Raw genomic sequence first — 19224 nt, 5'->3', positions numbered from 1 at the left:
GAGCGGAAGAAATGATGGATAAGGTACTGGTAGTGATACCTGCATACAATGAGGCTTTAAATATTGAACGTGTGGTAGGGGAAGTCATTGAAAATTATCCCATGTTTGATTATGTGATCATCAATGACGGTTCCACCGATCATACAGCGGATATCTGCAGAAAGCATGGGTGGAAGATCATCGACCTGCCTATGAACTTAGGACTTGCCGGAGCGTTTCAGACCGGACTTAAGTACGCCCACAGGCGGGGATACCGGTATGCCATACAGTTTGACGGCGACGGGCAGCACCGGCCGGAATACATACTGCCCATGAAAGAGAAAATGGATGAAGGATTTGACATAGTAATCGGCTCCAGATTTGTAACGGAGAAAAAGCCGCATTCCATGCGGATGGTTGGAAGCAGGCTCTTAAGCGGTTCCATCTGGTTCACCACAGGGGTAAAGGTCAGTGACCCCACCTCTGGGATGCGCATGTTCAGCAGGAAAATGATCAAGGAATTTGCTGACGGCTTAAATTACGGCCCCGAGCCAGATACCATTTCCTATCTCATCCGGCAGGGAGCAAAGGTAGCGGAGATCCCGGTGGTCATGGATGATCGGATCCAGGGAGAGAGCTATTTAAATCCCATCAATGCAGCCCGTTATATGGGGAAAATGCTGTTTTCCATATTGCTGGTACAAAGCTTCCGTATCAGGGACAGAAGATAAAGGAAGGGAGAATGTAACATGACGGTTTTGCTTCGCTGCGTACTGATATGCGTTTCCGTATTACTCACATTTTATTTACTAAAAAGAATACGCCACTCCAAGATGAAGATAGAGGATTCCATTTTCTGGGTGATGTTTGCCTTGCTATTGGTGGTGTTCAGTGTATTCCCAAGATTGGCTGATTTCATATCCCGGATGGTGGGTACCTATTCCACCGCCAACTTTATCTTTACCTTTATGATTTTTATTCTGCTGGTAAAGGTTTTTTTCCAGTCTGTAAAAATATCACAGCTGGAGCGGAGAATGACAGAGCTGATCCAGATGCTGGCTTTGGACAGGGAAGAGGCCAGGGAGAAGGAGGAGGGCCGGCATGAAGCTCATTCTGAATAAAAATGGATTGTTGCTTACAGCGGGAACCATCTTTATTCTCGCTTTTCTTTTTCTAAAGACCTATATGGAGACCATTGTAGGCATTCCTTCTCCGGAATTTGAGGCGGTCCGCCGTTTTTACTGGTGGCTGATCGTGTTTGGCTGTGGATTTCTGGCATGTCTGGGAGGGACTCTGTGGATACTTAAGGACCCCCCGCTTTTTTTGTTTCCAGGGACCGTGGTGGTTCTGGGCTTGTTTTATATGTTAGTCTTAACCCCCTTTTCCACCCCCGATGAATCCGCTCATTTTGTCAGCGCTTACCGGCTTTCCAGTCAGTTTATGGGAAAACAGGCAGTGGCTGATGACGGCTTTCTTGCCCAGGCAACGGAGGAGGAGAAAGAGAGGATCAGCCGGGGGGCCAATGTCCTGGTGCGAAGCGGCGATGATGTTCCCGGACTTTATACCGCAGTGGGGCAGTCCACATACAACCTGGTTCTTACGGAGATGTTCTCCCTTGATAACAGCCGGGAAATGACAGTCCGCTATGAAATACCGGTGAATACCACACCGGTGGTCTACATTCCCCAGGCAGTTGGAATCAGCCTTGCCAGGCTGTTTCATCTGGGTTATATCCCATTGGTATATCTTGGCAGGCTGTTTAATCTTTTGGCCTTTGCAGGTATGGCAGCCATGGCTGTCCGGGTCACACCTTTAAAAAAGGAGCTTTTCATGGCAGTGTCGTGCCTTCCCATGACCCTTCATCTGGCAGCATCCTTTTCCTATGATGCGGCTTTTATCGGCCTGTCCATGATGTTTTTTTCCTGGTGCTTTTATCTGGCTTATGAAAAAGAAAAGGTGACCGTAAGGGACACGGTACTTCTGGCTCTGTTACTGATCCTGCTGGAGCCGGGAAAAATCGTTTACCTGCCGGTAGCAGGGATCTGCCTGTTTATTCCCGCTTCTAAATTCAAGTCCAAAAAGCATTATTGGATTTCCGTCATAAGCGTTATCATTGCCGTCATTGCTGCGGTCTTTCTGGTAAACCGCCTGGTCCTTTCTGCCTGGGCTACATCTACGGAAAGCTATGTGGGATGGAGTGAAGCGGCAGGGTATACGCTGAAAGATGTGTGGGAACACCCCTATCAGATCTTTCAGGTATATTATGAGACCCTGGTGACCCAGTTTGATTATTATCTGATTACCATGCTGGGAGGATTTCTGGGCAATTTAGATCCTGATCTGACAGTACCGCCCTTCTGCCTGGCCATTCTGTGGTATGTGCTTATTGCAAGCGTTATCAGAAGGGAGGGGGAAGAAGCTCCCATGTCAGGAGGACAGAAGGGCTGGATGGTTTTTCTGGTGTTTCTAAGCGCCTGCCTGGTTCTGGCCTCCATGCTGCTAGGCTGGACCCCAAAGGAGCTTACCTATATAACGGGAGTCCAGGGAAGGTATTTTATCCCCCTGCTGCCTCTTGTGCTGCTTGTCATATTTGATAAACGCCTGGTTACAAGTCTGGATTTAAGAAAAAGCGCCTGGTATCTGGAGTGCTTTGTAAGCATCTATGCCCTGATACGCATTTGTTCCACAGCGTGTCTGCGCTATTGATTCAAGGCAGCGGGTCAAAGCCAGGTTCGCCTGACCCTGGCGGCTGCTGGCAGAGGAAAATTCTCTGCAGCCTGCAAAGGTGTATTTCACTGGAAGGTAGAGGAAATTGCAATGGAAGAAAAAAGACAGGAAAAAACCGTCGATGTGATTATTCCGGTATACAAGCCCGATGAGACTTTAAAACGTCTTCTGAAACTCCTGGGAGAACAGTCCTATCCCATCCGCCGGATCATCATCATGAACACGGAACAGTCCTATTGGAAGGAAGAGTACAGCCAGATGCCGAACCTGGAAGTGCACCATGTGAGGAAAGAGGATTTTGACCATGGCGGTACCAGAAACCGGGGAGCCGGTTATTCCCAGGCTGATGTAATGGTGTTTATGACCGATGATGCGGTTCCGGCGGATAAAAACTTGATAAATGCGCTGTTAAAGGGACTGGCCCAGACGGGAAAAGACGGAGAAAAAGTGGTTATGGCCTATGGAAGACAGCTGCCCAATCCTGACTGCGCCCTGGCGGAGCAGTATACCCGTTCCTTTAATTATCCGGAGCAGAGCCGCATAAAAACGGCAGACGATTTAGGAAAGCTGGGAATCAAGACCTTCTTTGCCTCCAACGTCTGCTGTGCCTATGACCGGGCTGAATTTTTAAAGGCCGGAGGATTTATAGAGAAGACGATTTTTAATGAAGACATGATTTATGCGGGAAATGCGGTAATCCATCGCAGGCAGGCGGTTGCCTACGAAGCCGGTGCAAAGGTATATCATTCCCACAATTACGGCTGCATTGCCCAGCTTAAGCGGAATTTTGACCTGGCAGTATCCCAGGCTGACCACCCGGAAGTATTTGAAGGGATCCGTTCGGAAGGCGAGGGCATCCGCCTTGTGAAAAAAACCTGCGCCTGGCTTGCAAAGGAAGGGAAGCCATGGCTGATCCCCGGGGTGATTGTAAAAAGCGGATTTAAATACATTGGTTACCTGTTGGGAAAACGGTACCGGTCCCTGCCCAGGCGGCTGATTTTATGTCTTACGATGAACAAAGCGTATTGGAGCAAATAAAGATAACGTATTATGCCAGACAGTCCGGTAAAAAACCGGACTGTTTTCATTTATTTTTTCTCTTTGATTTAGTATAATGATAATAGTGCATTTGAATGCTTTACAAAGGGGATAACCATGGATAACAGAAAGAAAAGCCTGCTGGTTCTGGTGCTGGGAGGATTGTCCGGTATCGTGTTCCTTACGCTTCTGACCTCTTCCTTTTATGGGTATGTGTTAAAGAAGATCGGGGTGGAGCATGCGGAAAATACCAGGACCTACCGGTACCACTATGTCATGATCATCAATAACTTAGACTCACAGTTCTGGAATGATGTGTATCAAAGCGTGAGGCAGGAAGCGGCCCTGCACGACGCTTATGTGGAGCTTAAGGGAAGAAACCAGTCGTCAGAATACACTGCTGTGGATTTTATGGATATGAGCATAGCGGCAAAGGTGGATGGGATCCTGCTGGAATTTACGGGAGAAGAAAATCTGGAGGAACGGATCAATGAAGCGGCGGCAAAGGGGATCCCTGTTGTCACCATATTAAACGATGCGCCCGCCACAGACCGGAAAAGCTACGTTGGAATCAATTCCTACGAACTGGGGCAGGAGTACGGAAACCAGATCCTAAAGATTTTGCCTGGGAACGCCAGGAAAGCCAGGGTGATGGTGCTCCTGCATGACAATTCCATTGACAGCAACCAGTCCCAGATCTTTCATCAGATCAACAACCGGATGGTCACGTCAAAGGAAACAGGAGACCGGATCAAGGTGGAAGAAAGTAAGATCCCGTCCGGGCGTGCTTTTGAAGCCGAGGAAATCGTGCGTAACTTATTCCAGAATCCACAGGGGCCGCCGGACCTCATTGTGTGCATGGATGAGGTGGATACAGAGGCCGTGTACCAGGCGGTCATTGACTATAACTGCGTAGGGGAAACCCAGGTTATCGGCTATTATAAATCAAAAGCAGCCCTGGAGGCAGTCAGAAAAGGGACCATGGCCATGACCGTCTGCATTGATACCAGCCAAATGGGAAAATACAGTGTACAAGCCCTTACAGAGTCCATAAATGACGGGAGGACCAACTCCTTTTACAGTGTGGACTTACAGTTTGTGACAAAGGAAAATGCGATAAATTTCATGAGTGATAAGTGGAGAAGCAATGAAAAATAAATGGAAACACTTATGGGAAGACCTGCCCATCGCCCGCAAGCTGTTTTTGGAAATTGCGGTGACAGCAGCCATTCTTTTTGCCAGCAATCTGTTTATTTACGCCCAGATCAACCAGATGGTGGAGCGTATGAATTCTGTATACATAAGCAACGTAAACTTAAATGAGCTGTCAGATGTTTTCTCCGATGTACAGAATTATATGTACAAATACTTACAGGTTAAAAATTCGGAGTCCCTGACTGATTATTACCGGGCGGAGCAGGATTACAGAAAGATGCTGGAAGGACTTAACGTTGCGGTGACTGATAACCAGATTCAGATCCTGGAAAAGAACATCCGCAATATGTCCGACAGTTATCTGGCGGTTACGGATGAGACCGTACAGGCCAAGCGGGGGCAGAATGTGGAGAAATACAAAAGCTCCTATGAATCTGCTTTAAAGCTATACCAATTCATCAACCATGATATTTCGGTCTTAAACAGCCGTCAGTTTAAGAATAATTCCGCAAGCTATCAAACCCTGCAGGCTGCCCTTCAGTATTTAGAGGTCATAAGCTCTGTGATCCTAATGATCGTTATGGTCATAAGCCTGACGGTCATGATGATGATGACAAAGGATATCGTGACCCCTCTCACCAACCTGGCTCAAACGGCTAAGCTGGTAGGACAGGGCAACTTCCATGTAAAGGTACCTGCCGTAGACACTGGAGATGAGCTGGGGATCGTGACCGGTACCTTCAATCAAATGGTGGACAGTCTGGACGAGTATGTGAATAAAATTAAAGAGAGCGCAGAAAAGGAACAGGAGATGAAGGAGCGGGAGTTTTTAATGGAAAACCATCTGAAAGAGGCTCAGCTGAAATACCTTCAGTCCCAGATCAATCCCCATTTTCTTTTTAATTCCCTGAATGCAGGAGTACAGCTGGCGATGATGGAGGATGCAGAGAAAACCTCGGTTTTCATGGAGAAGATGGCGGATTTTTTCCGCTATAATGTAAAAAAAGGTTCTAGGGATGCCACCATCCGGGAGGAAGTGGAGGCAGTAGAGAACTATGTTTATATATTAAATGTCCGCTTTGCAGGAGATATCCGTTATCAGTCCAGGATCCATGAAGAGGCGATGGAGGTCCCAATACCAAGCATGATTTTACAGCCATTGGTGGAGAATGCAGTAAACCATGGAATCCGGAACATGGAGGGAAACGGGGAGATAAACTTATCCGTGGAGGATCATGGAGAGGATATTGAAATCTGCATCAGAGACAACGGGACCGGAATGGAAGAGGAGGAGCTTGAACGGATTCGCGCGGGAGGGCAGACTGCAGTGGCGGCAGATTCTACCGGGATCGGCATCCATAACGTAATTTCCCGTCTGGAGCTTTATTATAATAATCACCATATTTTCCATATTTTCAGTGATGGGAAAGATAAAGGAACCACTGTAATCCTAAGGATACCAAAAAGAGGGGGAGATATACATGTTTCGCATACTGGTAGCTGATGATGAGGGGATTATGCTGGAATCCATCAGCCATATTATAAAGTCCAATTTCGGCAGTGACTGTGAGATCGCCTGTGTCAAAACGGGCAGGGCGGTGATTGAACAGGCCGGCTCCTTCCGGCCGGACATTGCATTTGTGGATATCCAGATGCCGGGATTAAATGGGATCCAGGCCATCAGGGAGGTGCGCAAATTCAATCCTTCCATTGTTTTCATCATCATTACGGCTTATGACAAATTTTCCTATGCCCAGGAGGCGGTAAACTTAGGGGTCATGGAATTTATTATGAAACCGGTCAATAAAAAGAAAATACTGGATGTATGCGTAAAGGCCATGCATCAGGTGGAGGAAGCCAGACAAAGGCTGAGTGATGATTTAAGGATCAGGGAAAAGCTTGAAATCGTCATCCCCATGATTGAAAGCGGATTTATTTACAATGTGCTTCAGGATGATTCAGAGCTTTCCAAGAACGGATACCTTGAGATGCTGGATATAAAAAAGCCGTATGGCTTCATGATTATCCTGGAATTCGGGGACAGCATCGAGGGGGGGACCATGACCAATGCCATAGGGGTCAGCGTCCGGGTTAACAAGCATTATTCCATGGTCAGGGAGATCGTAAAGGATTACTTTGACTGTGTCATAGGACCTGCCATGGGAAACAGGCTGGTGCTGTTCCTTTCCTATGAGCAGGAAAAGGTGAGGTATGAGGAACGGGTGGAAATCATTACAAGGACCCGGAATATGATCCATAAGCTGGAAAGTGCCACGGATATCAAATGCAGGGGCGGGATAGGCTCTGTAAAGACCCTGGAAGGGATCAGGGATTCCTATAAGGAGGCCTTAAAGTCCCTGAGGGAAAGTGACAGCCATGTGGTGCATATTACGGATATCCCGGCGGTGGCCGATTATGACGGGGAATATCCCCTGGACTTGGAAAACCAGTACCTGCAAAGGGGAGCAAAGGCAGACAGGGAAGGGGCACTGTCCTGTGCCGGTGAATTTTTTGACTGGATGCTGGTCCATGACGGGAATGTACGGTCCAATATTGAGATTAAGATACTGGAGCTTGTCATGAGGCTGGAGAGGCGGGCCTTTGAGGCGGGCAATGTCCGGTATGGTTTCCGCTACCGGGAGAATTATCTGGAGGAGTTAAAGGAGGCCGTTGATGGGGAGGCCTTAAAGCGGTGGTTTCTGAATAAGACCAGGGAGGTGTGCGATAACATCAGCACTTCCAGGGAAAGAGAGTATGAAAATGTGGTTTCCAGGGTCAAGGCCTACATCGATGAAAATTATGCCAGGGATATATCCCTTGATGATGTATCCAGGATGGTTGACATAAGTCCTTATTATTTCAGCAAATTGTTCAAGCAGGAGGTGGGAGAGAATTTCATTGAATATGTAACCAGAACAAGGATTAAAAATGCCAGGCGTCTACTAGGGGATTCCAGATACAGCATCAAGGAGGTATGTATCATGTCCGGCTATAGTGATCCCAATTATTTCAGCCGGATATTTAAAAAGTATGAGGGGATGACGCCAAGCGAATACAGGGAGAGGTAAGAGTATGAAAATGGGTCGAGGGAGTTTATTGCTGCTGGTGCTGCTTTGCTGCGGCCTGGCGGCAGGATGCACTTATGTCAAGGCAGAGGCAGAGCCTCAGGTCATGGCAAGGACAGGGGAAAAGCCTTTACAAATCGGGCTTAGCATTGATTCCTTTGTGATCGAGCGTTGGATCAGGGACAGGGATGTTTTTGTATCCGCGGCGAAGGAACTGGGAGCTGAGGTCAATGTACAAAATGCCAACGGGGATGTGAGCGAGCAGATCGAACAGATCAAGTACTTCATTAAAAAGCAGATGGATGTAATTGTAGTGGTAGCCGGAGACTGTGAGGCCTTATCCGATGTCATGAAAAAGGCAAAGGATGCGGGAATTAAAACCATGAGCTATGACCGGCTGGTCCGGAATGCGGACTGCGATATGTACATATCCTTTGACAACCGGGAGGTGGGAAAGCTGATGGCGGAAGGCCTGGTGGAGAACATACCGGAAGGAGGCAAAATTTTCATGATCCAGGGACCGGAAACGGATCATAATGTGGCAATGGTCCGGGAGGGCTTTGAATCGGTAATAAAGGGAAAAAACCTTGAGGTGGTCTATCAAAGCAACTGTCAGGGCTGGCTTGCAGAACATGCCTTTGATTATGCCAAGGAAGCCCTGGAAAAATACCCGGATGTAAAGGGGATCATGTGCGGAAATGATGATCTGGCGACCCAGGTGTTCCGGGCTTTGTCAGAGGACCGGATGGCAGGACGGGTTTGCCTGGTAGGCCAGGACGGAGATCTTATGGCCTGTCAGAGGATCGTGGAGGGAACCCAGAATATGACAGCCTTTAAATCCGTGGAGGAGGAGGCCAGAATCGCTGCGGAATACGCGGTGAAACTGGGAAAGGGGGAATCTTTGGAAGGTATTGAAGCCACCATTGATGACGGGACCTATGATGTGCCCAGCCTGGAGCTGAAGCCGGTGGCAGTTACGGGGGATAATATGGATTCTGTTGTCATTCAGGGAGGATTCCATTTAAAAGAGGATGTATACCTGAATGTGAAACAGTAATGGCATTTTTCGGATGAAAAAAGTCCTGAGTAATCAGGGCTTTTTTATTATGGATTGAAAGACGGCTGCACTGGATGCCTGTTTCCCTGTTGGGCACATATCATAATAAAAATGTTGTGATGCCACTTTTTTTAGTCATTTTACAAATGATTCCCATTGTATTAAAATAAAAACATATTAAAAATACACATAAAAAGCAAAAGGAGAGAAAAAAACATGGCTGTAAAGTATATTCCGGAACCGTTCAGAATTAAAATGGTAGAACGTATTAAAATGTTAACACAAGAAGAACGTATTGAAAAAATCAAAGAGGCTAAGTATAATTTGTTTAATCTTAGGGGAGAAGATGTCTATATTGACCTTCTAACCGACAGCGGAACCAATGCTATGAGCGATGGCCAATGGGCAGGCGTCATGAGGGGAGATGAAGCATACGCCGGTTCATCCAGTTACTTTAAATTAATTGATGCAGGTAAAGATATATTCGGTTATGATTATATACAGCCGGTTCATCAGGGCCGTGCCGGAGAAAAGGTGCTCTTTCCTATTTTCCTTTCCAAAGGCAAATTTGCTATTTCCAATATGTTTTTTGATACAACAAGAGCTCATGTAGAGCTGGCTGGGGCCAGAGCCATTGACTGTGTGGTAGAAGAAGCAAAAAATCCTTCGGTAAGAGCTCCTTTTAAAGGCAACATGGATGTTGTTAAATTAGAAAAACTAATCAATGAGCTGGGTGCTGAAAATGTCGGTCTTGTTGTGATGACCATTACAAACAACTCAGCAGGCGGCCAGCCTGTATCCATGGCAAACATGAGAGAGGTATCGGAGATTTGCAAAAAGTATCATATTCCTCTTAATATTGATGCTGCCAGATATGCGGAAAATGCTTTTTTCTTAAAGCAGCGGGATGAAGAATGCAAGAATATGACAATAAAAGAAATAGTCAGCAAAATCTTCAGCTATGGTGATACGTTTACCATGTCAGCAAAAAAGGATACCATTGTAAATATCGGTGGTCTGATCGGAGTCAAAGATGGTAATTCACCAATGATATTAAAGATAAAAGCCAATTGCATTTCCTACGAAGGATTTTTCACATATGGGGGACTATCCGGACGTGACCTTGAAGCGCTGGCAATTGGACTTTATGAGGGAATCGATGAAAACTTCTTAAGATACCGCATCGGCCAGATGGAATACCTGGCAGGTAAATTGGATGAGGCAGGAATTGCCTACCAGTCACCGGTTGGAGGACATGGAGTCTTTGTGGATGCAGCAGCATTTTTCCCGCATATCCCATATTATGAATTCCCTGGACAGGTGCTTGCCGTTGAGCTTTACAAAGAGGCCGGAATCCGTACCTGTGATATAGGTTCCTTTATGCTGGGGAACGATCCCGATACCGGCGAGCAGCTTCATTCCCAGTTTGAATTCACTCGCTTTGCAATTCCCCGCCGTGTTTATACACAGGCCCATATTGACATCATGGCAGATGCTTTAATTGCAATCAAGCAAAGAGCATCAGAAATCAAACGCGGATACCGCATTACCTGGGAGCCGCCGATTTTACGCCACTTCCAGGCATCTTTGGAACCCATCGAATATTAAAAATATATCCGACCTTAGGGGGTATTTACTATGCGTGATCAATGGAACAGCAGAACAGGCTTTTTATTCGCAGCGATTGGAGCTGCGGTAGGATTAGGTAATTTATGGAGATTTCCGTTTCAAGCTTATAAAAACGGTGGGGGAGCATTTTTCCTTCCATACTTTGTAGCGATTATTACATGTGCCGTTCCCTTAATGATCATGGAATACACCTATGGTCGGAGAATCCGCGGCGGATCTACAAAGGCATTTGCCAAGCTGAAAAAGAAATTGGAAATTATTGGCTGGGTACAGGTTATGGTTCCCATCGTGGTCATGATGTTTTACAGCACCATCATATCCATATCCGTCGTCTTTATGATTTATTGTATCGGTCATGCCTTTGGTATGGTAAACTGGATGGGCAATCCGGGACCGCTGTTAGGTGTTATTACCGGGCAGGCCCAGAATGCTTTTGATTTTGCAAGCGGCATCAGTTTCTATATGCTGGGGGCTGTGTTTGTGGTATGGTTCTGCAACTGGGCCATTGTCCGGCGCGGTATTTCCGGAGGGATTGAAAAGGCCTCAAAGATATTCACTCCTCTGCTCATGGTTCTGATGATCGTTTTTATGATCAACTCTATGAGGCTGGAAGGCGCGAATATTGGGTTAAATGCATTGTTTACACCGGATTTTTCTAAAATTTTAAACCCAAGTATATGGGTTGCGGCATATGCACAGGTATTTTTCTCCACCACGCTAGCAGTTGGTGTTATGATTGCTTACGGCTCTTATCTGGGAGAAAAACAGGATATTGTAAACAATTCATTTATCACCGTACTGTCAAACAGCTCCTTTGATATTATTGCAGGGATTACCGTATTTTCTACCCTTGGATTTTTGGTAAATAAGCAGGGAGTATCTTTTGACTCCTTTGGAACAGGTGCAGGAGTTGCTTTTATCGCATTTCCTATCGCTATTTCCACTATGTCTTCCAATATTGTGATACAGGGTATTTTGGGATTTTTATTTTTCTTCTGCCTTTTTATTGCCGGTATTTCCTCCAGTATTTCTATGCTTGAGTCATTCAATACCTCGGCCTTGGATAAATTTAAGATATCCCGTAAAAAGCTTACCAACATCATTTCCATGGTCGGTTTTATGGGTAGTGCCACCTTTGCTACTTACTGCGGGTTTAACTATATTCTGGACCTAGTGGATTCTTATGTGGCAAACTATGTGATCGCTACTTTAGGCCTGGTGGAGGTTATTGCAATCAGTTACATTTATGGTACGGAGAAGTTAAGAGAGGATGCAAACCAATATTCAGATTTCAAGATCGGCAGATGGTGGGATTACTTACTAAAATACTTTACGCCCATACTGCTGGGAATTACGGTTATTACAAATTTTGTATCCGGTATTATGAAGATGTTTGGTATGGACTCTGTAACACTTTTATCAAATATTGTGTTCGGCTGGGGTTCTGTTGCACTAATGATCGGTGTTGCCGTATTATTCTGTAAACGCCCATGGCAGGTTGATATTGAATAACATAAAGATCGAATGATCGGATTGACAAGGGGGAAATAACGATGAATCCATTTGCACTGACTATGATGATTGTTGGTTGTTCCATAGTATGGGGTGGGCTGTTTCTGTGCGTGGGCATTGCCTTAACTAAAAAAACAGAAGAATAAAAAAAGGGATATTGCAAAACATCTTACATTCGTTTTGCAATATCCCTTTCCATATTTATTAACTTTCTTTCAAAGACGCTAATTGCAGAAAAATTTTTATAAATGGATTTTCATTGGATTTCTGGTACATGGCAACGAAATTCCCTGGATCGAAATCCTTTAAATTAATAGCTTTCACATTCGGCGTTAAATGCTTGATGCAAATACTGGGCAGGAATGCCACACCCAGCCCGGATTCAACCATTAAAATCTGTGATTCCAGACTATTGGCATTAATCATATTGTTGATGTTAAGGCCGGCCGCCATTGTAAATTGTTTTAAAATCTCCAGGGAGCAGGGACCGGAGTCTTCGCTTAAGGTAATTAATGTACATTCATTCAGCAAATCGGCCGATATGGTATCAAACTGGGCTATAGGATGCTTTTTATTTACAATGAGATACATGGTAGAAGGAAAAACCTGCTTTACCACAGTTTCATCAAGGGAGACAAACGCGGGGCTGAAGGGAAGGGAAAAGACGATATCTAATTTTCCGGCCTGTAAATACGTGATGAGGTCGATATAACTATACTTGGCAACCAATACATCAATATCAGGATATAGGGCCTTAAACTCAGAAACAACCTGCGCAATTAAAATGTGTTCATAATGGCCAAACCCGATTTCCAGTACTTTGGGATGGAGCTTGGCTGTTTTTTGAGTTTGAAAAATCATCTCGTTGTACAGTTCTATAATTTTTAAGGCTCTGGAGTAAAATACTTCCCCGGCTGGTGTCAGCAAAACAGTCCTGTTGTTGCGCTTTAGCAAGACAACGCCCAGCTCTTCCTCTATGGCCGCAATCTGGCGGCTCATTGCTGTTTGCACCATGTGGTGTTCCTGAGCAGCTTTTGTAAAATTCTTATGCTTTACAACTGATACAAAATAAGACAATCTTCTGATTTCCATAGAATCACCATATTTTTTCAATGAGATAGAATACCTGGTCAAGATATATTATAAGAGAAACGATTAATGCTATTTTAACAAGATGCCTGAAAAATTGCAACTGAATGTCAGGCATCTTATGGGTGAAAACTTATATGACGGAATGTGAAACAGCAGTAGCATTTTCTTGCCGCGAAAAAGTCCTGTACTGTAAGGGCTTTTTTTAATTGGATGAATACGTGCTAATGGTTCGCAAACAAGTCCTGTTCTATACATGATAAGATAAAACTGTCAGTAAAACAAATATTGGAGGAGGAACAGATACCATGAAACGAAAATTTTTAGCGGCTGCGATGGCATTTGCCCTGACAGCAGGAATGCTTTCCGGATGCGCCAGCTCCACAGGCTCCGCACCGGAGAGCAAAGAGACTCAGACAACGGCAGCGGCCGCTACGGAAGCGGCCAAAGCAGCAGAGACCAAGGCAGAGGAAACCAAAGCAGCAAAAGGGAGCGGGACCTTAGTCGGAGTTGCAATGCCTACCAAGGATTTACAGCGTTGGAATCAGGATGGAGCCAATATGAAGAAGGAACTGGAGGACGCCGGATATCAGGTAGATTTACAGTATGCCAGCAATGATGTCCAGACTCAGGTATCCCAGGTGGAAAATATGATTTCCAATGGCTGCCAGATACTGGTGGTTGCCTCTATTGACGGAAGCTCCTTAGGTGAACCCTTGAGCCAGGCCAAAGCCATGGGCATTCCGGTAATCTCCTATGACCGACTGATCATGAATTCTGATGCGGTCACTTATTATGCAACCTTTGATAACTATAAAGTAGGGCAAAAGCAGGGAGAGTACCTGGTAAAAGCTCTGGGCCTAGAGACAGCCACGGAACCTAAGAACATTGAGCTGTTTACCGGAGATCCGGCTGACAACAACTGTAATTTCTTCTTCGGCGGAGCTATGGATGTCCTTAAGAAGTATATAGACAGCGGAAAACTGGTAGTAAAATCCGGCCAGACCGCATTTGAACAGGTAGCCACAGCTAACTGGGATTCTGAGAAAGCCCAGAACCGTATGGATACCATTATTGCTGGCAACTATTCTGACGGAACCGTATTGGACGCAGTACTTTGCTCCAATGATTCCACTGCCCTTGGAGTAGAGAATGCCCTTGCTTCTTCCTATACAGGAAAATACCCGGTCATTACCGGACAGGACTGTGATATTGCCAATGTAAAGAACATGCTCCAAGGAAAACAGGCAATGAGCATCTTTAAGGATACCCGAACCCTTGCTTCTCAGGTGGTAAAGATGGTGGATTCCGTGATGCAGGGGGGAGAAGCGGAGATCAACGATACCAAATCCTATGACAATGGAACCGGAATCATTCCTACCTTCCTGTGCGATCCGGTGGTGGTAACGGTTGACAATTACAAAGATATGCTGATCACTTCCGGTTATTATACAGAAGACCAGTTAAAGTAACAAAATGATTTCCTTTTGAGGACGGCTTCTTTTCGGTAGGAGGCCGTCCTTAAGAAATGACGGCAAGGGAGGGATATTCTTGGCAAAAATACTTTTGGAAATGAAGAACATAACCAAGACATTTCCAGGCGTCAAAGCTCTGGATAATGTAAACCTTCAGGTAGAGGAAGGGGAAATCCATGCCCTGGTGGGTGAAAATGGAGCTGGCAAATCTACCCTGATGAACGTACTCAGCGGCATTTATCCTTATGGAACCTATGAGGGAGATATTATTTACAGCGGAGAAATCTGCAAATTCAACCATATCAATGACAGTGAACAAAAGGGGATCGTCATCATTCATCAGGAGCTGGCCCTTGTCCCCTATATGACAATCGCAGAAAACATGTATCTGGGAAATGAAAAGGGGAAAAGGTATGCGATCAACTGGAACGAAACCTATGGGGAGGCAGACCGGTATTTAAAAACTGTGGGGCTTATGGAATCCTCTCATACCTTGATCAAGGACATCAGCGTAGGCAAGCAGCAGCTGGTGGAAATTGCAAAGGCCCTTGCAAAAAAAGCCAGGCTTTTGATCCTGGATGAGCCTACCGCATCATTGAATGAAGATGATTCCAGATCCCTTCTGGAGCTTTTGCTGAAATTCAAGTCCGAGGGGTTAACCTCCATCATAATTTCTCATAAACTGAATGAAATTGCCTATGTGGCGGATAAGATCACAGTCATCCGCGACGGCTCGACCATAGAAACTCTGGACCGGAAAAAGGATGCCATTACGGAGGACCGGATCATCAAAGGCATGGTGGGCCGGGAGCTGGTGGACCGCTTTCCCAGACGCTGTGACGTGGAAATTGGCGAAAAGGCCATGGAAGTGGAGCACTGGAATGCCTGCCATCCATTGTATTCAGACCGGAAGGTGGTAAGCGATGTGTCCTTTTATGTGAGAAAGGGTGAGGTGGTCGGAATCTGCGGCCTGATGGGAGCAGGCCGGACAGAGCTTGCCATGAGTATTTTCGGAAAGAGCTACGGCGTTAAGATATCCGGAACGGTCCGTATCAATGGAAAAGAAGTCTCACTGAACTCAGTCAGGGCTGCCATTCGCCATAAGCTTGCCTATGTGACGGAAGACCGGAAGGGCAACGGCCTGATCCTGGGAAACCCCATTAAGATCAACACAACCCTTGCCAATATGCAGGCTGTCAGCCGTCATACCATGATTGACAAGGATAAGGAAATTGCTGTGGCAGAGGATTACCGGGATAAGCTGAAAACCAAGTGTCCCACCGTGGAGCAGAATGTGGGAAATCTAAGCGGTGGAAACCAGCAGAAAGTCCTTCTCTCAAAATGGATGTTTGCAGAGCCTGATATTCTGATATTAGATGAACCGACCAGAGGGATCGACGTGGGGGCAAAATATGAGATTTACTGTATTATGAACCGTCTGGCTTCGGAAGGCAAATCAATTATTATGATATCGTCGGAGCTGCCGGAGGTGCTTGGGATGTCAGACCGCATTTATATCATGAATGAAGGCCGTATGGTGGGAGAGGTCAGCGCAAAAGAGGCAACCCAGGAGAAGATCATGGCCTGTATCTTAAAATCAGATAAACAACATAAGGATACACCTGAATGCACAGAAAAACGGGAAAATCAGAGGAAAGGTGAGTAGAAGATGGAGAATAAAATGAAATTATCTGAGGGATTAAAGAAATATACGATGGTGATCGTTCTGGCCGTTGTGATCATTCTTTTCACTGCCAATACCGGAGGAAAAATGCTTCTGCCCCAGAATGTGAACAATCTGATTGCTCAGAACGCCTATGTATTTATTCTGGCTACGGGCATGCTTTTTTGCATCCTTACGGGAGGAAACATCGACTTATCCGTCGGCTCTGTGGTCTGCTTTGTCGGAGCGGTAGGCGGAAGCATGATGATCAACATGGGGATCAATCCTTATCTGACTTTACTGGCAATGGCAATCATGGGTGTTCTGGTAGGCGCATGGCAGGGCTTCTGGATCGCCTATGTGCGGATCCCTCCCTTTATCGTGACTCTGGCCGGCATGCTTATGTTCCGTGGATTATCCAATGTGGTTCTTCAGGGGATGACCCTGTCCCCGATTCCGGAGCCTTTTTTAAACCTGTTTAATACGTATGTCCCGGATCTATTCGGGATCCAGGGGTTTAACTTAACCTGCTTTCTGGCAGGGATCATTGGCTGTCTGGTCTTTGTGGCCCTGGAATTTTTAAACCGCAGACGAAAGCTTCAAAAGGGATACCGGGTGGATCCCATAGGAGGCATGGCGGTCAAAATGGCTCTCATCAGTATTGTGGTCCTGTTTTTCATGTATAAGCTGGCCAGGTATAAGGGCATTCCCAATGCCCTGATCTGGGTGACCGTGATCATCGGGATCTACAGCTATATATCTTCCAAAACCACTACCGGACGGTATTTTTACGCTGTGGGCGGAAATGAAAAGGCCACAAGACTGTCCGGCATTGACACCAACAAGGTGTATTTTCTGGCTTATTTAAATATGGGGCTTCTGGCAGCAGTGGCAGGCATGGTGACTGTGGCCCGGTTAAATTCTGCCAATCCCACGGCAGGAAACAGCTATGAAATGGATGCCATCGGCGCCTGTTTTATCGGAGGTGCCTCTGCCTACGGCGGCACCGGAACCGTACCGGGAGTAATTGTGGGAGCGACCCTCATGGGCGTGCTGAATTTAGGCATGAGCATTATGGGTGTGGACCAGAACTTACAGAAGGTGGTAAAGGGGGCGGTTCTTATGGCAGCGGTTATTTTTGATGTGGTAAGTAAGAGAAAGTCGTTTATTGTTAAGCAATAATGGTATTGTCAGGAAAATACCAGTCATATTGGTATGCAGAGAAGAATCCATAATGAGTTATAAATGCTGTTATCTTGTACAGACGTACGGGAAACAGCATTTTTTATCTTTCTTAACAGACATTTTTCCCACCCCAGCTTTCTTAATTCGCCTTAGAATGAACGGCATAATTAAATAAAAATCCCCCGATATGTAGAAATCTGGTTAAACTTGTGGTAGAATGCTACAAGTAAAAGAATGTTTTTATAGTTAAAGGAGCATAAATTATGGGAAAGATAAAGGTAACAGCATGCGGAATCAAAGGGCTTTTTGTCATTGAACCTGCGGTATTTCACGATTCCAGAGGATATTTCATGGAAACCTACAACCAGAATGATTTTCAGGAAGCAGGACTCGACATGGTTTTTGTACAGGATAACCAGTCCATGTCCGCAAAGGGCGTACTGCGGGGGCTTCATTTTCAGAAGCAGTTTCCCCAGGGAAAGCTGGTGCGGGTAGTGAGAGGAAAGGTGTTTGACGTGGCGGTGGATCTGCGTTCCTCTTCCGAAACCTATGGAAAATGGTTCGGCGTGGAGCTGTCTGCGGAAAATAAAAAGCAGTTCTACATCCCGGAGGGCTTTGCCCATGGATTTTTAGTTCTGTCGGATGAGGCGGAATTCGCATACAAGTGTACCGACTTTTATCACCCCGGTGATGAGGGCGGAATTTTATGGAGCGACCCTTCCATCGGCATTGACTGGCCCATTGAGGAAGGCATGGAGCTGATAATTTCCGATAAGGATCAGAAGTGGGGCGGGATCCGGGAGACCTTCAAATTTTAGGGAGAGGAGAAAACCATGAATTATCTGGTTTCCTTAATAAAAGAAATCATTGCAAAAAGAAAGCTCATTCTGGATTTGTCAAAGGCAGATTTTAAAAAACGGTTTGTAGGCTCCTATTTCGGGATCGCATGGATGTTTTTGCAGCCGATGGCAACGGTTCTGGTGTATTTTTTCGTATTCCAGATGGGCTTTAAAAGCGTGCCTCCTGTTCCGGATTACCCCTATGTGCTTTGGCTGATTCCAGGGATTGTGCCCTGGTTCTATTTCAGCGAGGTGCTGAACATGGGAACGGGCTGCCTGCAGGAATATAATTATCTGGTGAAAAAAGTGGTGTTCCGGGTGGAGATCCTCCCGGTCATCAAAATGATTTCCTGCCTGATGGTACATGGCATTTTTGCAGTTATTATGATCCTGGTATTTTTCTGCTACGGCTTTTTTCCAAAGGCAAGCTGGATCCAGATCCTGTATTATTCCTTTGCAAGTTCCATGCTGTCTCTGGCCATTGCCTATTTTACCAGCGCCATTCATGTTTTTTTTAAAGATATGGCTCAGATCATAGGGATCTTCCTGCAGTTTGGGATGTGGATGGTGCCCATTATGTGGGCTCCGGAAATGTTTTCGTCGATTCCTTCCTGGCTGCCGGTTCTCCTTAAGCTGAATCCCTTTTATTATATCGTGGCAGGGTACCGGGACAGCATGCTGACCGGAAACTGGCTGACCGAACGGCCGACCCTGGGTCTTTACTTCTGGTCGGTGACCCTTGTCCTGATGCTTTTGGGGCTGAAAGTATTTAAAAAGCTGCGTCCGCATTTTTCCGATGTGCTGTGACCCG

Annotated in this window: 17 protein-coding genes; 16 read left to right on the top strand and 1 reads right to left on the bottom strand. The window is 45.9% G+C overall.

The features are described 5' to 3' along the window. Nucleotides 1–14 precede the first annotated feature (14 nt). The 11 genes from CLOSA_RS19215 to CLOSA_RS23730 all read left to right on the top strand — a co-directional run bounded on the left by CLOSA_RS19215 (nucleotide 15) and on the right by CLOSA_RS23730 (nucleotide 12308). Nucleotides 15–710 carry a glycosyltransferase family 2 protein gene (locus tag CLOSA_RS19215; protein ID WP_041709478.1) on the top strand — a complete coding sequence of 232 codons (696 nt, stop codon included), beginning with the start codon at nucleotides 15–17 and terminating at the stop codon, nucleotides 708–710. An 18-nt stretch (nucleotides 711–728) separates the two neighbouring features. After that, nucleotides 729–1100, top strand: coding sequence for a DUF2304 domain-containing protein (locus CLOSA_RS19210; RefSeq protein WP_013274392.1), 372 nt, complete (start codon nucleotides 729–731; stop codon nucleotides 1098–1100). Then, nucleotides 1081–2685, top strand: coding sequence for a DUF2142 domain-containing protein (locus tag CLOSA_RS19205; RefSeq protein WP_013274391.1), 1605 nt, complete (start codon nucleotides 1081–1083; stop codon nucleotides 2683–2685). The genes CLOSA_RS19210 and CLOSA_RS19205 overlap by 20 nt, the downstream gene beginning before the upstream one ends. Before the next feature lie 111 nt (nucleotides 2686–2796). Then, on the top strand, nucleotides 2797–3744 hold the full coding sequence (locus tag CLOSA_RS19200; protein WP_013274390.1) for a glycosyltransferase family A protein: 948 nt from the start codon (nucleotides 2797–2799) through the stop codon (nucleotides 3742–3744). A 117-nt stretch (nucleotides 3745–3861) separates the two neighbouring features. Then, a complete protein-coding gene (locus CLOSA_RS19195; protein WP_013274389.1) occupies nucleotides 3862–4902 on the top strand; it encodes a substrate-binding domain-containing protein in 1041 nt (346 codons plus the stop codon). Further along, nucleotides 4892–6403: a sensor histidine kinase gene (locus tag CLOSA_RS19190; protein ID WP_013274388.1), complete on the top strand. Its 1512-nt coding sequence runs from the start codon at nucleotides 4892–4894 to the stop codon at nucleotides 6401–6403. The genes CLOSA_RS19195 and CLOSA_RS19190 overlap by 11 nt, the downstream gene beginning before the upstream one ends. Next, entirely contained in the window at nucleotides 6381–7967 is a 1587-nt protein-coding gene (locus CLOSA_RS19185; protein WP_013274387.1) for a response regulator transcription factor, read from the top strand. The genes CLOSA_RS19190 and CLOSA_RS19185 overlap by 23 nt, the downstream gene beginning before the upstream one ends. Before the next feature lie 4 nt (nucleotides 7968–7971). Continuing rightward, nucleotides 7972–9021, top strand: a complete 1050-nt coding sequence (locus CLOSA_RS19180) for a substrate-binding domain-containing protein (RefSeq protein WP_013274386.1) — start codon at nucleotides 7972–7974, stop codon at nucleotides 9019–9021. A gap of 216 nt (nucleotides 9022–9237) precedes the next feature. Continuing rightward, nucleotides 9238–10629 (top strand): tryptophanase, encoded by a 1392-nt coding sequence (locus CLOSA_RS19175; RefSeq protein WP_013274385.1) that lies wholly within the window; start codon nucleotides 9238–9240, stop codon nucleotides 10627–10629. 30 nt (nucleotides 10630–10659) lie between these two features. After that, the gene (locus CLOSA_RS19170; protein ID WP_013274384.1) at nucleotides 10660–12162 is read left to right on the top strand and encodes a sodium-dependent transporter; all 1503 of its coding nucleotides are present in this window, start codon (nucleotides 10660–10662) and stop codon (nucleotides 12160–12162) included. 41 nt (nucleotides 12163–12203) lie between these two features. After that, nucleotides 12204–12308 (top strand): MetS family NSS transporter small subunit, encoded by a 105-nt coding sequence (locus tag CLOSA_RS23730; RefSeq protein WP_013274383.1) that lies wholly within the window; start codon nucleotides 12204–12206, stop codon nucleotides 12306–12308. A gap of 58 nt (nucleotides 12309–12366) precedes the next feature. Here the strand turns inward: CLOSA_RS23730 and CLOSA_RS19165 are convergent, their stop codons facing one another. After that, nucleotides 12367–13254, bottom strand: coding sequence for a LysR family transcriptional regulator (locus CLOSA_RS19165; protein WP_013274382.1), 888 nt, complete (start codon nucleotides 13252–13254; stop codon nucleotides 12367–12369). Nucleotides 13255–13559: 305 nt separating this feature from the next. On the opposite strand from CLOSA_RS19165, the gene chvE reads away from it, so the two are divergent. From chvE to CLOSA_RS19140, 5 genes are all read left to right on the top strand, one after another. Continuing rightward, entirely contained in the window at nucleotides 13560–14723 is a 1164-nt protein-coding gene (chvE, locus tag CLOSA_RS19160) for a multiple monosaccharide ABC transporter substrate-binding protein (RefSeq protein ID WP_013274381.1), read from the top strand. Between the two features lie 79 nt (nucleotides 14724–14802). Further along, on the top strand, nucleotides 14803–16392 hold the full coding sequence (gene mmsA / locus CLOSA_RS19155) for a multiple monosaccharide ABC transporter ATP-binding protein (protein ID WP_013274380.1): 1590 nt from the start codon (nucleotides 14803–14805) through the stop codon (nucleotides 16390–16392). 3 nt (nucleotides 16393–16395) lie between these two features. Continuing rightward, nucleotides 16396–17571 (top strand): multiple monosaccharide ABC transporter permease, encoded by a 1176-nt coding sequence (gene mmsB, locus CLOSA_RS19150; protein ID WP_041708709.1) that lies wholly within the window; start codon nucleotides 16396–16398, stop codon nucleotides 17569–17571. A 266-nt stretch (nucleotides 17572–17837) separates the two neighbouring features. After that, nucleotides 17838–18392: a dTDP-4-dehydrorhamnose 3,5-epimerase gene (gene rfbC, locus CLOSA_RS19145; RefSeq protein ID WP_013274378.1), complete on the top strand. Its 555-nt coding sequence runs from the start codon at nucleotides 17838–17840 to the stop codon at nucleotides 18390–18392. Nucleotides 18393–18407: 15 nt separating this feature from the next. Next, a complete protein-coding gene (locus tag CLOSA_RS19140) occupies nucleotides 18408–19220 on the top strand; it encodes an ABC transporter permease (RefSeq protein WP_013274377.1) in 813 nt (270 codons plus the stop codon). The last annotated feature ends 4 nt before the right edge of the window (nucleotides 19221–19224 follow it).

The organism is [Clostridium] saccharolyticum WM1 (assembly GCF_000144625.1).
GTDB lineage: Bacteria > Bacillota > Clostridia > Lachnospirales > Lachnospiraceae > Lacrimispora > Lacrimispora saccharolytica.
This window is presented reverse-complemented; position numbering and strand designations above follow the sequence as displayed.

Bases quoted from the DNA above. Each gene is read 5' to 3' on its own strand.
- CLOSA_RS23730 (WP_013274383.1), top strand. From the start codon at position 12,204: ATGAATCCATTTGCACTGACTATGATGATTGTTGGTTGTTCCATAGTA.
- CLOSA_RS19170 (WP_013274384.1), top strand. From the start codon at position 10,660: ATGCGTGATCAATGGAACAGCAGAACAGGCTTTTTATTCGCAGCGATT.
- CLOSA_RS19195 (WP_013274389.1), top strand. From the start codon at position 3,862: ATGGATAACAGAAAGAAAAGCCTGCTGGTTCTGGTGCTGGGAGGATTG.
- CLOSA_RS19215 (WP_041709478.1), top strand. From the start codon at position 15: ATGGATAAGGTACTGGTAGTGATACCTGCATACAATGAGGCTTTAAAT.
- mmsB (WP_041708709.1), top strand. From the start codon at position 16,396: ATGGAGAATAAAATGAAATTATCTGAGGGATTAAAGAAATATACGATG.
- CLOSA_RS19190 (WP_013274388.1), top strand. From the start codon at position 4,892: ATGAAAAATAAATGGAAACACTTATGGGAAGACCTGCCCATCGCCCGC.
- CLOSA_RS19165 (WP_013274382.1), bottom strand. From the start codon at position 13,254: ATGGAAATCAGAAGATTGTCTTATTTTGTATCAGTTGTAAAGCATAAG.
- CLOSA_RS19180 (WP_013274386.1), top strand. From the start codon at position 7,972: ATGAAAATGGGTCGAGGGAGTTTATTGCTGCTGGTGCTGCTTTGCTGC.
- CLOSA_RS19140 (WP_013274377.1), top strand. From the start codon at position 18,408: ATGAATTATCTGGTTTCCTTAATAAAAGAAATCATTGCAAAAAGAAAG.
- CLOSA_RS19175 (WP_013274385.1), top strand. From the start codon at position 9,238: ATGGCTGTAAAGTATATTCCGGAACCGTTCAGAATTAAAATGGTAGAA.
- CLOSA_RS19205 (WP_013274391.1), top strand. From the start codon at position 1,081: ATGAAGCTCATTCTGAATAAAAATGGATTGTTGCTTACAGCGGGAACC.
- chvE (WP_013274381.1), top strand. From the start codon at position 13,560: ATGAAACGAAAATTTTTAGCGGCTGCGATGGCATTTGCCCTGACAGCA.
- rfbC (WP_013274378.1), top strand. From the start codon at position 17,838: ATGGGAAAGATAAAGGTAACAGCATGCGGAATCAAAGGGCTTTTTGTC.
- CLOSA_RS19210 (WP_013274392.1), top strand. From the start codon at position 729: ATGACGGTTTTGCTTCGCTGCGTACTGATATGCGTTTCCGTATTACTC.
- CLOSA_RS19185 (WP_013274387.1), top strand. From the start codon at position 6,381: ATGTTTCGCATACTGGTAGCTGATGATGAGGGGATTATGCTGGAATCC.
- CLOSA_RS19200 (WP_013274390.1), top strand. From the start codon at position 2,797: ATGGAAGAAAAAAGACAGGAAAAAACCGTCGATGTGATTATTCCGGTA.